15 protein-coding genes are annotated in these 13,178 nt (G+C 59.8%); 7 read left to right on the top strand and 8 right to left on the bottom strand.

Translation table 11 applies throughout. The annotated features are described in order from the left end of the window. Positions 1-222 precede the first annotated feature (222 nt). Both ACJ8IM_RS00955 and pabB read right to left on the bottom strand, forming a co-directional pair. Complete coding sequence (locus tag ACJ8IM_RS00955) at positions 223-801, bottom strand: CoA pyrophosphatase (RefSeq protein WP_033654422.1); 579 nt, start codon at positions 799-801, stop codon at positions 223-225. Then, entirely contained in the window at positions 798-2,171 is a 1,374-nt protein-coding gene (pabB, locus tag ACJ8IM_RS00950) for an aminodeoxychorismate synthase component 1 (RefSeq protein ID WP_033654442.1), read from the bottom strand. The genes ACJ8IM_RS00955 and pabB overlap by 4 nt, the downstream gene beginning before the upstream one ends. A gap of 520 nt (positions 2,172-2,691) precedes the next feature. Here pabB and ACJ8IM_RS00945 point away from each other — a divergent pair. Next, the gene (locus ACJ8IM_RS00945; RefSeq protein ID WP_033634882.1) at positions 2,692-3,693 is read left to right on the top strand and encodes a glycosyltransferase; all 1,002 of its coding nucleotides are present in this window, start codon (positions 2,692-2,694) and stop codon (positions 3,691-3,693) included. Positions 3,694-3,763: 70 nt separating this feature from the next. Next, positions 3,764-4,009, top strand: a complete 246-nt coding sequence (locus ACJ8IM_RS00940) for a YoaH family protein (RefSeq protein ID WP_033634881.1) — start codon at positions 3,764-3,766, stop codon at positions 4,007-4,009. Positions 4,010-4,043: 34 nt separating this feature from the next. Here the strand turns inward: ACJ8IM_RS00940 and purT are convergent, their stop codons facing one another. Further along, positions 4,044-5,222, bottom strand: coding sequence for a formate-dependent phosphoribosylglycinamide formyltransferase (gene purT, locus ACJ8IM_RS00935; protein WP_033654421.1), 1,179 nt, complete (start codon positions 5,220-5,222; stop codon positions 4,044-4,046). A 246-nt stretch (positions 5,223-5,468) separates the two neighbouring features. On the opposite strand from purT, the gene cspE reads away from it, so the two are divergent. The 5 genes from cspE (at position 5,469) to yebF (ending at position 8,398) form a co-directional block, all read left to right on the top strand. Continuing rightward, entirely contained in the window at positions 5,469-5,678 is a 210-nt protein-coding gene (gene cspE, locus ACJ8IM_RS00930) for a transcription antiterminator/RNA stability regulator CspE (RefSeq protein WP_004927572.1), read from the top strand. A gap of 147 nt (positions 5,679-5,825) precedes the next feature. Then, positions 5,826-7,208 (top strand): ATP-dependent RNA helicase DbpA, encoded by a 1,383-nt coding sequence (gene dbpA / locus ACJ8IM_RS00925; protein WP_033654420.1) that lies wholly within the window; start codon positions 5,826-5,828, stop codon positions 7,206-7,208. A gap of 88 nt (positions 7,209-7,296) precedes the next feature. Next, on the top strand, positions 7,297-7,620 hold the full coding sequence (locus ACJ8IM_RS00920; RefSeq protein ID WP_033654419.1) for a YebG family protein: 324 nt from the start codon (positions 7,297-7,299) through the stop codon (positions 7,618-7,620). Between the two features lie 39 nt (positions 7,621-7,659). Continuing rightward, positions 7,660-7,968: a N(4)-acetylcytidine aminohydrolase gene (yqfB, locus tag ACJ8IM_RS00915; protein ID WP_004927562.1), complete on the top strand. Its 309-nt coding sequence runs from the start codon at positions 7,660-7,662 to the stop codon at positions 7,966-7,968. A gap of 70 nt (positions 7,969-8,038) precedes the next feature. After that, on the top strand, positions 8,039-8,398 hold the full coding sequence (yebF, locus tag ACJ8IM_RS00910) for a protein YebF (protein WP_033634875.1): 360 nt from the start codon (positions 8,039-8,041) through the stop codon (positions 8,396-8,398). A gap of 56 nt (positions 8,399-8,454) precedes the next feature. On the opposite strand, the gene ACJ8IM_RS00905 is transcribed toward yebF, so the two are convergent. From ACJ8IM_RS00905 to mdtH, 5 genes are all read right to left on the bottom strand, one after another. Then, positions 8,455-9,018 (bottom strand): lipoprotein, encoded by a 564-nt coding sequence (locus ACJ8IM_RS00905; protein ID WP_004927555.1) that lies wholly within the window; start codon positions 9,016-9,018, stop codon positions 8,455-8,457. 152 nt (positions 9,019-9,170) lie between these two features. Further along, positions 9,171-10,811, bottom strand: a complete 1,641-nt coding sequence (locus ACJ8IM_RS00900; RefSeq protein ID WP_033654417.1) for an ABC1 kinase family protein — start codon at positions 10,809-10,811, stop codon at positions 9,171-9,173. A gap of 32 nt (positions 10,812-10,843) precedes the next feature. After that, on the bottom strand, positions 10,844-11,491 hold the full coding sequence (gene grxB / locus ACJ8IM_RS00895) for a glutaredoxin 2 (protein WP_101455584.1): 648 nt from the start codon (positions 11,489-11,491) through the stop codon (positions 10,844-10,846). A gap of 127 nt (positions 11,492-11,618) precedes the next feature. After that, a complete protein-coding gene (locus ACJ8IM_RS00890; protein WP_033634870.1) occupies positions 11,619-11,867 on the bottom strand; it encodes a hypothetical protein in 249 nt (82 codons plus the stop codon). 73 nt (positions 11,868-11,940) lie between these two features. Then, the gene (mdtH, locus tag ACJ8IM_RS00885) at positions 11,941-13,146 is read right to left on the bottom strand and encodes a multidrug efflux MFS transporter MdtH (protein ID WP_033654414.1); all 1,206 of its coding nucleotides are present in this window, start codon (positions 13,144-13,146) and stop codon (positions 11,941-11,943) included. Positions 13,147-13,178 lie beyond the last annotated feature (32 nt).

Raw genomic sequence — 13,178 nt, 5'->3', positions numbered from 1 at the left:
CTGAACGCCGCCGGCTTAATCCCTGTTTCTACAGTGGTTTATCTCGGACGGTGGTATTTTACAGGTATTTCGTAAGGTTTAAGAGAGGGTTTACAGTTTTTTTAAAACCATTCAACCGGAACGGTAGTTGAAAAAGCGATCAAATGAAGTGATTTCGATCGCTTTACCTGCAGCGGACGTCGACGGCCATGCCAGATTGCGAGTCAGATCACGCAATGCGGGCTAAATACTGACCTGTTGCGCCAGGCGGCGAATGATGGCGGCGGTCAGCCCCCAGATAAACTGGCTGTGATACCAGGAGAGATAAATGCGGTGCGTGCGGCCGGCGCGATGAATATCCAGCGGGTAGTAACGCGACAGGGTCAGCGCTTCCCGCAGGGGCATCTCGAACACGTCCGCCACTTCACCCTCGTTGGCGCGAAACTGCACGTCCGGCGGGATCAGGCCGACGATAGGCGTGACCTGAAATCCGGTGCTGCTGTCGAGCGGCGCCATTTGGCCGAGGACGGTCACCGCGTGCGGCGGTATCGCCACTTCTTCCTGCGCTTCCCGCAGCGCCGTGACGATCGCCGATCCGTCTTCGGCGTCGGTCTTGCCGCCGGGGAAGGCCACCTGGCCGGCATGTTTGCGCAGCGAGTCGGCGCGGCGGGTCAACAGCAGCGTCGGCTCGGCGCGGCAGACGATCGGGATAAGCACCGCCGCCGGGCGCACATTGTGCGAGATCTGCGCCGCCTGCGGCAGCTGCAGCTGAAAACGGCTGATAAAGGCGTGCAGCGAGGCCGGTGAGTTCGATGGGATCACGACGGGGCATACTCCCCAAGCTGCGGCAGAATACGGCCAACCTTGTCGAAGGTCTCCTGGTATTCCGCCTGCTCCTGGCTGTCCGCCACGATGCCGCCGCCGGCGGAGCAGTGGATGCGGCCGTTTTCGGTGACGAGCGTGCGGATGGTGATGTTGGTGTCCATAGTGCCGCAGGCGCTCAGGTAACCGATGCTGCCGCAATAGGCGTTGCGCCGCTGCGGCTCCAGCTCTTCGATGATTTCCATCGCGCGCACCTTGGGCGCGCCGGTGATCGAACCGCCGGGGAAGCAGGCGCGCAGCAGCTCGGTGGCCGAGGCCTGCTCCGGCAGGGTGGCGGTAATGGTGCTCACCAGGTGGTGCACGGCGGGGAACGGCTCCACGACGAACAGTTCCGGCACCCGTACGCTGCCGGGCTGGGCGACGCGGCCGATATCGTTGCGCAGCAGATCGACGATCATCAGATTTTCAGCGCGATCCTTGGGCGAATCGGCCAAGCGGCGCGCCTGCGCGGCGTCCTGCTCCGCGTCCGCCAGCCGCGGCAGCGTGCCTTTGATCGGGCGGGTTTGGATGCGCTGCTGCGCCAGCCACAGGAAGCGCTCGGGAGAGACGCTCAGCACGCTGTTGTGCGGCAGCCGCAGGAAAGCGGAGAACGGCGCGCGGTTGCAGGCGCTCAGTCGGCAAAACGCCTGCCATTCATCCCCCTGATAGTCGGCGGAGAACCGCTGCGCCAGATTAATCTGGTAACAGTCGCCGCTGCGCAGGTAGTGTTGAATACGTTGGAACTTCTCGCCATATTGCCGGCGGCTCATATTGGCACGCCAGCCGCTACGCAGCGTGAAGGGGCGCTCCGTCGGCGCGGTTTGGCTAGTAAGCCAGCGCCAGCGCTGCTCCACATCGCCATAGCTGAGCAGCGTCAGGGTTTGCAATTGGTGGTCGGCGATCAATGCCCAGTCATAAATGCCCACCGCCATGTCCGGCAGAGCGAGGTCGGCTTCAGCCAACTGCGGCAAGGTTTCCACCCGGCGTCCGAGATCGTAGCCGAACAGCCCCAGGGCGCCGCCCTGAAACGGCAGATCCGGGTTAAACGCCGGCTGCCAGCCTTGCGCCGCCAGCTGCTGGTGCAGCAGGGAGAACGGATCCTCCTGAGACTCAATGGTGACGCCGTCACTTTCGATTGTCGTGCCGGCGCCCTGGGTGGTGAGCGTAACGCGCGGCTGTGCGACCAGGATATCGAAGCGGTTATGCGAATGGTCGGCGAAGCCAGAATGCAGCAGCATCGCCCAGGGCTGTGCTGAAAGCGGGGCGAAAAGCGTCATCAGGGCACTGCGGCTGTAGGGCAACGATTCTATGTTTGGGGCGGTTACGCTCATGAACGTCAATAAACCTGGCTGTGAGGGCGGCGATATCTGGCGGCTAGTGTGCCATAGACGGTCACGTCATGCATGTTTTGCCATGCGCGGCATGCAGCACAGTTCACATAAACGGCAGTTCAATAAACCTGAAATAAGGCATTTTTTGCGCCATTGATTATACTTCGATATGTTAAAAATTTAACGTCAAATGCACTGGAAGCCTATTTGCCGCGGGCGCAAGGCCCGAAAAATATAAAAAAAGATTCGTTAATTTCATAAATTTATTATTTCTGCTTGTTATTAGATGCGGAGCGGCGTGGTTTTGCCTGATTTTAGCCAGCGTCGCCGCCCTTTGGAATTAATGGGTTAATTACTTAGCGCTTTCTGGCGCTGGTTTGAATAAAGAAAAGCAGGTTCGGTTCCATTAGCCGCTGCGGGAATTTGCAGGCGTCACGCTATTTCAGCGTGCGCTGAACCCTATGCGTCTTTTAGAAAAGTAAAATTATTATTTTGTTACATTATCCTTGAAGAGCTGCCTATGTCGTTAATGCTGAGCGTGATCGTCCCGATGCACAATGCGGGGGAATTATTGGAGCCTTTCCTGGCCTCGCTGCTGGCCCAGCGTGAGCAGCGGTTGGAGGTGATCATCGTCAACGATGGTTCCACCGACGGTTCGGGGGAGATCGCACACCGTTACGCGGCGGCGCATCCGCATATTCGTGTGATCGATCAAGCCAATGCCGGTGTTTCTAACGCGCGCAATGCCGGGCTCGCCGTTGCCCGAGGCAAATATGTGGCGTTTCCCGATGCCGACGATGTGCTGGCGCCGGACATGTATTCCACGCTGCTGGAACAGGCGGAACAACACCAATTAGACGTGATGCAATGCAATGGCGAACGCTATTTCACCAGCCAGGACGAATTGCAGCCGATTTTTCCCGAGGCGCGTTTGCGCACCACCGACGTTATCACCGGCGTACAGTGGTTTGAACGTGCGCTGAAATCGCGAAAGTTTATTCACGTTGTATGGCTGGCAATATATCGCCTCGACTTTATTCGCCAGCATCGCCTTTATTTCGAGCCGGGATTGCATCACCAGGATATTCCCTGGACAACGGAAGTCATGTTTAATGCCAAACGGGTCAAATATTTAAGCACGCCGCTGTACCGTCAACGGGTGCACGACAAATCGATCAGCAACCGTCGTCGCACCGGTCAGGCGAACGTGGATTATCAACGCCACTATATGAAAATCGTCGAGATGCTGGAGCGGCTCAACCGGCGCTATGCCGGCACTGTCGCCATTCGTCCGGCTTTCCATTGGCAAATCACCCGCGAAGCGCTGGGCATTTGCCACAGCATTCGTCGTGAACCGGATCCGGCAGCCCAGAGTCAGATCACCGAAGAGTTCTATCAGCGCGGCATCGACAGAGCGATGTTCGCCAATGCGCGCGGTCTGAAACAGGGGTGGCATGTCATGCTGTGGCGGCATCGGCTGAAGCAGTGGCGCAGCGATAACGGCTGCTCGCAACCGGCCTGAGCCACAAGACGTTGGGATCCGCCGCGTTAGCGCGTATACTCCTTCTCCCTTTTGCCGGAGAAAACGACACATGCATGCAGGTATGCCATTACTGAGTCACGCGGAGCAGCAGGAAGCGGCGGATCGCATCCATCAACTGATGGAGCAGGGCATGAGCAGCGGTGAAGCCATTGCTCGCGTTGCGCAGGAAATTCGCGAGAAGCATCAGGGCGCTCAGGTTGCGGTACTGTTCGATGACGATGATGAAGACGAGCAGCATGAGGCCGCCCCGGAGGCGTCGCGGAATGACGATGCTGAAGAAGACGAAGACTATTGACGTTATCGGGGCCGCGTAAGCGGCCCCGTGAGTATCAGCCGTTGACCGCCACGGCGGCGGCGGCTTGTTTCGCTTGCTCCACCGCCTGTTCCGTCGTGTCCGCCGTCGCCAGCGCCACGCCCAGGCGACGCTGCCCGGCGATCTCCGGTTTGCCGAACAGGCGCAGCTGGCTGTGCCCGCGCAGCGCGTGTCCCAGGCCGCTGAAGCGCACATCGCTGCTGGTCAGCTGGGGCAGGATCACCGCCGAAGCGGAAGGGCCGAACTGGCGGATGGCGCCAATCGGCAACCCGAGAAACGCGCGAACGTGCAGGGCGAACTCGGACAGATCCTGTGAGATCAACGTGACCATGCCGGTATCGTGCGGCCGCGGAGACACCTCGCTGAAGATCACGTCGTCACCACAGACGAACAGCTCCACGCCGAACAGGCCGAAACCGCCCAGGGCCTTCACCACCTTCTCCGCGATAGCCTGAGCGCGGCTTAACGCCGCGGCTGACATGCGCTGCGGCTGCCAGGATTCGCGATAGTCCCCATCCTCCTGACGATGGCCGATCGGCGCGCAGAAATGTACGCCGTCCACGGCGCTGATGGTCAACAACGTAATTTCAAAATCAAATCTTACCAGCCCTTCGACGATCACCCGGCCGCCGCCGGCGCGGCCGCCCTGTTGGGCGTAGTCCCAGGCGCTTTGCAGCTGCTCAGGCGTGCGGATCAGGCTTTGTCCTTTGCCGGAAGAACTCATCACCGGTTTGACGATGCACGGGTAGCCGATGTGCTCGACCGCCTGCCGGAAAGTCGCCTCGCTGTCGGCAAAGCGGTAGCTGGAGGTGGGCAGGCCAAGCTCTTCCGCCGCCAGGCGGCGAATGCCTTCACGGTTCATGGTCAGGCGCGTGGCTTCGGCGCAGGGCACCACGCGGTGGCCCTGGCGTTCAAGCTCGACCAGCATGGCGGTGGCGATCGCTTCGATTTCGGGAACGATATAGTCCGGCCGCTCTTGTTCGATAACGGCTTTCAGCGCGTCACCGTCCAGCATATTGATGACGTGGCTGCGGTGCGCCACGTGCATGGCGGGGGCGTCGGGATAGCGATCGACGGCGATCACTTCCAGGCCGAGGCGCTGGCATTCAATGGCGACTTCTTTACCCAGCTCCCCGGAGCCGAGCAACATAACGCGGGTGGCGGAAGGGCGCAGGGCGGTTCCAATCGTTAACATAGTTTCGTACCTGGATCGGTGAAAGTAAGCGGATTGATGATCGGCGGGCAGTATATACGAAAACGATTGCGTGCGCAGCCGCTGCGCCAAGTTTGTTGCTAACTTACTGTTTTTATAACAAGCAGAAATATTTGCCCTGCATGTGCGATTATGCGTTAATAACCGACGACGAAAGAAGGCCCACATATCGCATGGTTTTCGCGTCTCGTGCCATCAAGGCAGGTTTATCAAGTAAAGGAAACACAAATGAGCAAGATCACTGGTCACGTTAAATGGTTCAACGAAAGCAAAGGTTTCGGCTTCATCACGCCTGCCGACGGTTCTAAAGACGTTTTCGTTCATTTTTCCGCTATCGTTAGCGATGGTTTCAAGACCCTGGCTGAAGGCCAGCAGGTTGAGTTCTCCATCCAGGACAGCCAACGTGGCCCTGCTGCAGCCAACGTCGTCGCCATTTAACGACGGAGCCGCCAAGAAACCCGCCGCCGGCGGGTTTTTTTATGCCCGCTGCCCGTAACGCCGCCCATCTCTGTTATCATTTGCCGCTGATTCGGCGCCAACCTGCGGGCGCGCCGCCATTCCATTCGTCATATAAGAGTTATCGCCGTGAGCACAGTTTCTTTTTCTTCCCTGCCGCTGCCAGCCGAACAGTTGGCCAACCTCAACGAACTGGGGTACGCCAAAATGACGCCGGTGCAGGCCGCCGCGTTGCCCGCCATTCTGCAAGGGCGGGACGTGCGCGCCAAGGCGAAAACCGGCAGCGGTAAAACGGCGGCGTTCGGCATTGGTCTGCTGAATAATATCGTCGTCGCTCAGGTCGCCACGCAGGCGCTGGTGCTCTGTCCCTCCCGTGAATTGGCCGATCAGGTGAGCAAAGAGCTGCGTCGCCTGGCGCGTTTCACGCAAAACATCAAAATCCTGACGCTGTGCGGCGGCCAACCGATGGGGCCGCAGCTCGATTCGCTGGTGCACGCGCCGCACATCGTGGTGGGGACGCCGGGGCGCATTCAGGAGCACCTGCGCAAGAAAACGCTGCTGCTGGACGAACTGAAGGTGCTGGTGCTGGATGAGGCCGACCGCATGCTGGACATGGGCTTCGCCGACGATATCGACGATGTGATCAGTTACACGCCGCCGCAGCGTCAGACGCTGCTGTTTTCCGCCACCTATCCGGCGGGTATCGAACGCATCAGCGAACGCGTTCAGCGCCAGCCGCTGAGCGTCGAAGTGGACGATGACGAAGCGCAGACCGCCATCGAACAACGTTTCTATGAGACCACGCGCGATCAGCGCCCGGCGCTGCTGGTGTCGGCCATTCGTTATCATCAACCCGCGTCCTGCGTGGTGTTCTGCAATACCAAACGCGATTGTCAGACGGTGCTTGAGGCTTTGGAGGCCCGCGGCATCAGCGCATTGGCGTTGCATGGCGATCTGGAGCAGCGCGATCGCGACCAGGTGTTGGTGCGCTTCGCCAACCGCAGTTGCCGGGTGCTGGTGGCGACCGACGTCGCCGCTCGCGGGCTGGACATCAAAGAGCTGGAGCTGGTGGTTAACTACGAACTGGCGTTCGATCCCGAAGTGCACGTGCACCGTATTGGCCGTACCGGTCGTGCCGGCATGAGCGGGCTGGCGATCAGCCTGTGCACGCCGCAGGAAATGGCGCGGGCGCATGCGATTGAAGACTACCTGCAGATGACCGTCGATTGGGCGCCGGTGTCCGAGCTGAGCGGGGCCGCTAGCGGTTCGCTGGAGGCGGAGATGGTGACGCTGTGCATCGACGGCGGCCGCAAGGCGAAGATCCGCCCCGGCGATATCCTCGGCGCGCTGACCGGCGATGCCGGGCTGACGGCGGCGGAAGTGGGCAAGATCGACATGTTCCCGGTGCATGCCTACGTCGCGATCCGTAAAGCCAGCGCACGCAAGGCGCTGCAACAGCTGCAACAGGGCAAAATCAAAGGCAAGAGCTGCAAGGTGCGGCTGCTGAAATAAGCCGAAGGCGGGCGGCGGTTTGCCTTCCCGCCGCCATCCATTTATACTGTATGTATTTACAGTTGTTTGAGTATTTGAGGACGCACGCATGGCGGTTGAAGTTAAATATGTGGTGGTGAGAAACGGTGAGGAAAAAATGACTTTCGCGAGCAAGAAAGAAGCCGACGCCTACGACAAAATGCTGGATTTGGCGGATAACCTCGGAGAGTGGTTGCAACAGGCGCCGCTGAAGCTGGACGACGAACAGCGCGAAGGGCTGAGCTTCTTCCTGGCGGAGAATAAGGATGCGCTGGGGCTGATCCTGCGCGGCGCATCACCGGCGGAAACCGGCAAAAAACCGACGGAAGCGAAAGCGAAAAAAACGGTCTCTAACTCAAAAGAGGGATCTGCGTCAGAAAAGCAAGCGGCATAATGGCTTATGTTGCGGTGTTGTGATGAAAAAGGATCTAAAATGAGCCGTGAAATAACTTTCTTCAGCCGCTTTGAGCAAGACATTCTGGCGGGGCGCAAAACCATCACCATTCGGGATGCCAGTGAGTCGCACTTCGAACCGGGCGAGGTATTGCGCGTAAGCCGCAATGAAGACGGCGTATTTTTCTGCTTTATCGAAGTGCTGTCGGTAACGCCGGTGCGCCTGGATGCACTGACCGAACGCCATGCACAGCAGGAGAACATGTCGCTCGGCGAACTGAAGCAGGTGATCAAGGAAATCTATCCGGGCCTGGATGCGCTGTTTGTCATCGAGTTCGTCAAACGGTAACCCTTTGCCGAAACCCTGTTGTGAGCCAGGGATGGGCGCCCGGATAGCGCTAATCACAACGGGAGGACACATGAAAAAAACGGCTTTGGCTATCGCCTTGTTGGCCATGATGGGAGCATCGACTGCGGTGTGGGCGCAGGTTCAAGAGCAACGCAGCGCCAAGGTGGGGCAGTGTGCGGGGCTGCAGCCGGCGGATATCGCCGCCCAGGTCAAGCGCGACTTCTTGCAGAACCGCATCACGCGCTGGGAGGCGGACAAAAAACTGCTGGGCACCGCAACGCCGATCGCCTGGGTCAGCCCGGATGCCATCACCGGCAAGGATCAGGTGTGGCAGGTGCCGCTGACGGTGCGCGGCACCAAGGCGGATAAAACCTACAACGTGACGCTCAACTGCAACACCGGCGAGATCGCCTACAGCGCGCCGCAGTAATCGTTTTCTGCAATAAAAAGCCCGCCTGGCGGCGGGCTTGATGCATCAAGAGGCGGTCAGTCGCTAAACGGGATCACCAACTCGCCCGGCTTCACTTCCAATCCCTTCGCCAGTTTTTTCGCCAGCGCTTCGGTTTTGCTGTTGTCAGGATTCAGCACATAAGCCGGCTTTTGGTCGAAGTAAGACTTCAGCGACTGATTCAGATATGGCGTCAGCGCTTTCATCACCGTCTGCATTTTTTCCGGCTGCACGCTGTAATCGGTCAGTTCCATGTCTTTCAGGTAAATGGCGCCCTGTGCACGGTCGTACACCGGCTGCGCTTTCAGCGTCAGCTTCAGATCCGCCGCCTGCGGGCCGAGAATCGACGTGATATTGACCTTGGCATCGCCGGAAAGGGTGACCTTGCCCGGCTCGCTGCGGCCAATCTGGCTTTGCAACTGCGTCAGTACGATGTTGGCGTCCACCAGGCCGGGCACGCCGATCTGCTTCTGATAGTCGTTGTGTTTCTGCAGGTAATCATTCACTTCCTGCTCGCTCAGGGTGTACTGGGTCAGTTGATTGCAACCGGCCAATACGCCGGCGAACAGCAGGGCGGCTGCGCCCATCAGGATCTTCTTCATTAATGCCTCATTGCGACTGCTGGCGAAAAGTGCTGCAGATAATTGATTAATCATTATAAACGTTCCGCCTGCCCCTGAAAACGGCAGGCGGCGATGTGCAGGGGATAGTGCGCGCAAAAGCGGGCGACACCTATCGGATAACGCCGAAAGCGTCAACGCCGCAATCGCAGCGCCAAGAGCGCCACGCCGGCCAGGCAGGCCGCGCCCCCCAACAGCGGGAACAGCGGAATGCCCCACAGCCGCAGCGAAGAATGCATCAGATAAGGCGCCAGGCCCAGGGCAAAAGCGGCGGTGACGATAGCGATGGCCAGGGTGACGGCGGCGCGCTCCAGCGCTTTGCTCAACTGACCGAGGTTCCTGACGTTGATATCGGCATTGAGCTGCCCGCGTTTCAGACGGCGCACCATCAGCCGCAGGGTTTGCGGCAGTTCTTCTCCGGCGTCGAGCGCTTCCCCGCCCAGAGCCAACAGCCGCTGGCGCACGGCACCCGGGGCATAGCGTTGCAGCACCGTTTGTTGCAGCATCGGTTTGAGCGTGGCGACGATGTCGAAGGCCGGATCCAATCGGTGCAGCACGCCGTCGGCGGTGATTAACGCCTTGAACAGCAGCACCAGATCGGGCGGCAGCGCCAGTTGGTGCTCACGCGCCATCACCAGCAAGTCGGTCAGGGCCTTGCCCAAGGTCAGAGTGGCGGCGGCCTGTTTGTCGAGAAAGTTTTGCGCCGCCAGCTCCAGATCCATCAAATCCAGCGGTTCGCTGTCCGACCAGGCGATCAGCGTGTTGACGATGCCTTCGGACTGACGATCGGCGATGGCCTGCAGCAGCAGGAGCAACTGGTTGCGCCGCCGCTCGGACAGCTGGCCCACCATGCCGAAGTCGATAAAGCCGACGCGGTCACCGCTCAGCGCCATGACGTTGCCGGGGTGAGGGTCGGCGTGATACAGCCGATGCTCCAGTACCATGCTCATAAAGGCGCGGGCGCCGCGTTGCGCCAGCAGCGGGCCGTCAAAGCCCGCCGCCGCCAGCTGCTGAGGGTTTTCCGGCGCGGTGCCGGGCAGGTATTCCTGCACTAACAGGCGCGGAGAAGACCATTGCCAATAGATTTTGGGCACGACGACGTCAGGTTGATGGGCGAACATCCCGGCGACGCGGTCGCAGTTATGCCCTTCGTGGGTCAAATCCAGTTCATGATTGAGCGCCGTCGCCAGCGCTCTGACCATCTGCCGCGGCCGATAGCGCGCCAGCGCAGGGCTCTGCTGCTCTACGGTTTCCGCCAGCGAGGCCAGCAGCCGCAAATCGGCGTGGATGGTTTTCGCCAGACCGGGCCGCAGCACTTTCACCACCACCTGTTCGCCGCTGTGCAGGCGTGCGCGGTAGATTTGCGCCATCGACGCCGCCGCCAGCGGCGTGCGATCGAATTCGGCGAACAGCCGCTCGGGTTCGCCGCCCAGGTCGGCAACGATCTGTGGCGCCAGCGTTTCCCATGGCAACACTGCCGCCCGGCTGTGCAGGCGATCCAGTTCGTCGGTCCAGGCCGGATCCAGCAGGTCGGAACGCGTGGCCAGGATCTGGCCGAATTTGACGAAGGTAGGCCCCAGCGCCTCGAGCGCTTCGCGCAGCCGCTCAGGCAGGGTTTGGGCGTCCTGTTGGGCGGATCCAGCGCGGGCGCCGCGCAGCAAAGCCCCCAGGCCCAGCAGACGCAGAACGTCTTGCAGGCCGTAACGGATCAGAACGGAGGTTATTTCCTTCAGCCGCGCCCGATCGCGAGCGGTGGCGAGCACCATTTTCAGCATCAGTACGCCATATCCTTTTGGTTGCTCAAACGTTATTGTTCCATATCCAGCAGCAACGGCACCTCGCTGCGCTGCGCCATGCGGTTGCGGTAGGCTTCCACGTTATCCGGCAGCGCAACCACGGCGACGATCGACAATGAGCGCAGCAGCGGGAACAGGTGAATATCGTCCTCGGACAGTTCGCCGTTCACCGCGTCGGCGGAGACGATCAGCGGCGACAGCGCTTGCAGATCGGCTTCCAACTGGGCGATCAGATCGGCGCTATTGGCGAGATGCTCGGCGAAATCCCCTATTGACGCCTGTTTTTTATCGATAAAGTAACGGCGGGCGCTGTCGGTGGCAAACTCTTCGAAATCGGCATGCGCAATTCGCGGCAACAACAATTTCGCGCTGTAACCGCCGACCCGCTGCAGCCACTCGGCGATGGCCGGGTTGGTGCGGCCGGTCAGTACCGGCTTGCCGTCCAGAGCATCGACATAGCGCACGATATCCAGGCTTTCCGGCATCGCTTCACCGTTGTCTTTGACCAGGATAGGCACCATTTTTTGGCCGATCAGGTTAAACGGAGTCGTTTCATCGTCGTTGAGCAACGTGACCAGGCGAATCGGCAGACGTTTCAGGCCGAAAATCATGCGGGCTTTCACGCAGAATGGGCAATGATCGTAAATAAACAGTTTCATGCTTGCTCCGGGTTGTCAGGTTTTAACAGCAATAGTTACCACAGCTTATCGAGGCTGTCTTGACGTGCGTGTGTTGGATGGTGCGTTATTGCGAAATTGCCCGCGCATCGGCGCGGGCCAGGGGGCGTTATTTCTTGGCCGGTACTGAGTTGAGCACATCGATCAGGTGAATGCGAGCTTCATCCAGATCGATTCGGTCACGTTCGTTGGCGGCGGTGACGACCTGCAGCTGTTTGATAATATCGTTTTTCAGGCCGGCGTCGCTGGCGAGGATATGGGCCAGCGCCTTCTCCACCAGGGTGGCGCGCGCATAAATCATGCGCAAGTTCAGTATCATATGTTCGAGTAGTTGCGGTAATTTTGCTTCTTCACTCATGCCGACGGGCTCCTGTGGGTGTTTTTACTAACAGGATAGCAGCTGTTGCCGATTCGGCCGGATTTCTATGGCGTCAACCGCCGCGCAGCATCATCGACGCACTGCGCCGCGGGCTGAACTGCCAGTACAGCGCCAGCAGCGTAGCGAAGCCTACTGCTCCAAGCAGCAACCAGGGCAGCTCCGGCATGTTCATCGTCCGGCCGGTATCGTACATCCAGCCGCCGCCGGTATAACCCAACGCGCCGCCCAGCGCCAGGCCGAGGCGGCTGAAGCCCATATAGCTGCCGCGCGCACGCGGATCGGCCAGCGAAGCGCTCAGCGTTTCGCGCGCCGGTTCAGCGATGATCGATCCCAGATAGAAGCAGCAGATCAGCGTGAACACGCCCTGCAAGCTGGTGGCGAGACCGATCGGCAGCAGGCTGAGCGTCATCAGCAACAGGCCCGCCATCAGGCGCTGCTCTAGCCGGAAGTGTTTTTCTCCCCAACGCGCCAGCGGATAGAGCAGCGATAGCGACAGCGCCGCTTCAATCGCATACATCCATTTCACCGCCGCCGGTGAACCGGCGATTTCGTTGACCACGATCGGCATCATCAGCATCACCTGCACCGCCAGCATGTAGTAACCGGTCAGCGTCAGGACATAGGTGAGGAAGCGGCGATCGCGCAGGACCCGCAACATGCCTTCCTTCATCGGTATGCGCACGGTAGAGATGCGGTAAGCCGGCAGTAGCCAGGCGTTCCAGCCGGCGGCCAGCACGAAGATCGCCGCCCCAACCCAGCAGACAAAGTGAAAGTCGTACTGCAGCAGCCAACTGCCGATCAGCGCGCCGACCACCGCTCCGGCGCTGTCCTGCATCATCAGCAGCGAGAAAAAACGGCCGCGTTCGTGTGGGCGGGTCAGCTTGATCACCAAAGCGGTGCGCGGCGGATCGAATAACGTGCCGCCGAGGGCGGACAGCGCGCAAGAGAACCACAGGATCCAGGGGGCATCGGCCATCGCCATGGTGGCGAAACCGGCGGCGCGCAGCAACATGCCGGTGACGATCATCGGCTTGGCGCCGAAGCGATCGGCGATGGCACCGCCAAAGATGCCGAGCCCTTGTTGCAACAGCTGCCGCAAACCCAGCGCGATGCCGACGATCAGCGCTGCCCATCCTAATTGATCGACAAAGCGGATCGAAATAAGCGGAAAAACGACAAAGAAGCCTAAAACCACCAGCAGATTATCGAGCAACAGAAAATATTTACCCAAGCTGCGTGCTTGCGACACCAGAGACATGCTTCACCATGAGCAATTAAAGAAAGAGGGGA

The organism is Serratia sp. CY33525 (genome assembly GCF_052169115.1).
Taxonomy (GTDB): domain Bacteria; phylum Pseudomonadota; class Gammaproteobacteria; order Enterobacterales; family Enterobacteriaceae; genus Serratia; species Serratia sarumanii.
Note: the sequence above shows the minus strand (reverse complement) of the source record. Positions and strands in the feature narration are given on the sequence as shown.

Bases quoted from the DNA above. Each gene is read 5' to 3' on its own strand.
- ACJ8IM_RS00920 (WP_033654419.1), top strand. From the start codon at position 7,297: ATGGCGGTTGAAGTTAAATATGTGGTGGTGAGAAACGGTGAGGAAAAA.
- yqfB (WP_004927562.1), top strand. From the start codon at position 7,660: ATGAGCCGTGAAATAACTTTCTTCAGCCGCTTTGAGCAAGACATTCTG.
- ACJ8IM_RS00940 (WP_033634881.1), top strand. From the start codon at position 3,764: ATGCATGCAGGTATGCCATTACTGAGTCACGCGGAGCAGCAGGAAGCG.
- ACJ8IM_RS00900 (WP_033654417.1), bottom strand. From the start codon at position 10,811: ATGCTGAAAATGGTGCTCGCCACCGCTCGCGATCGGGCGCGGCTGAAG.
- mdtH (WP_033654414.1), bottom strand. From the start codon at position 13,146: ATGTCTCTGGTGTCGCAAGCACGCAGCTTGGGTAAATATTTTCTGTTG.
- yebF (WP_033634875.1), top strand. From the start codon at position 8,039: ATGAAAAAAACGGCTTTGGCTATCGCCTTGTTGGCCATGATGGGAGCA.
- grxB (WP_101455584.1), bottom strand. From the start codon at position 11,491: ATGAAACTGTTTATTTACGATCATTGCCCATTCTGCGTGAAAGCCCGC.
- purT (WP_033654421.1), bottom strand. From the start codon at position 5,222: ATGTTAACGATTGGAACCGCCCTGCGCCCTTCCGCCACCCGCGTTATG.
- ACJ8IM_RS00945 (WP_033634882.1), top strand. From the start codon at position 2,692: ATGTCGTTAATGCTGAGCGTGATCGTCCCGATGCACAATGCGGGGGAA.
- cspE (WP_004927572.1), top strand. From the start codon at position 5,469: ATGAGCAAGATCACTGGTCACGTTAAATGGTTCAACGAAAGCAAAGGT.
- pabB (WP_033654442.1), bottom strand. From the start codon at position 2,171: ATGAGCGTAACCGCCCCAAACATAGAATCGTTGCCCTACAGCCGCAGT.
- ACJ8IM_RS00890 (WP_033634870.1), bottom strand. From the start codon at position 11,867: ATGAGTGAAGAAGCAAAATTACCGCAACTACTCGAACATATGATACTG.
- ACJ8IM_RS00905 (WP_004927555.1), bottom strand. From the start codon at position 9,018: ATGAAGAAGATCCTGATGGGCGCAGCCGCCCTGCTGTTCGCCGGCGTA.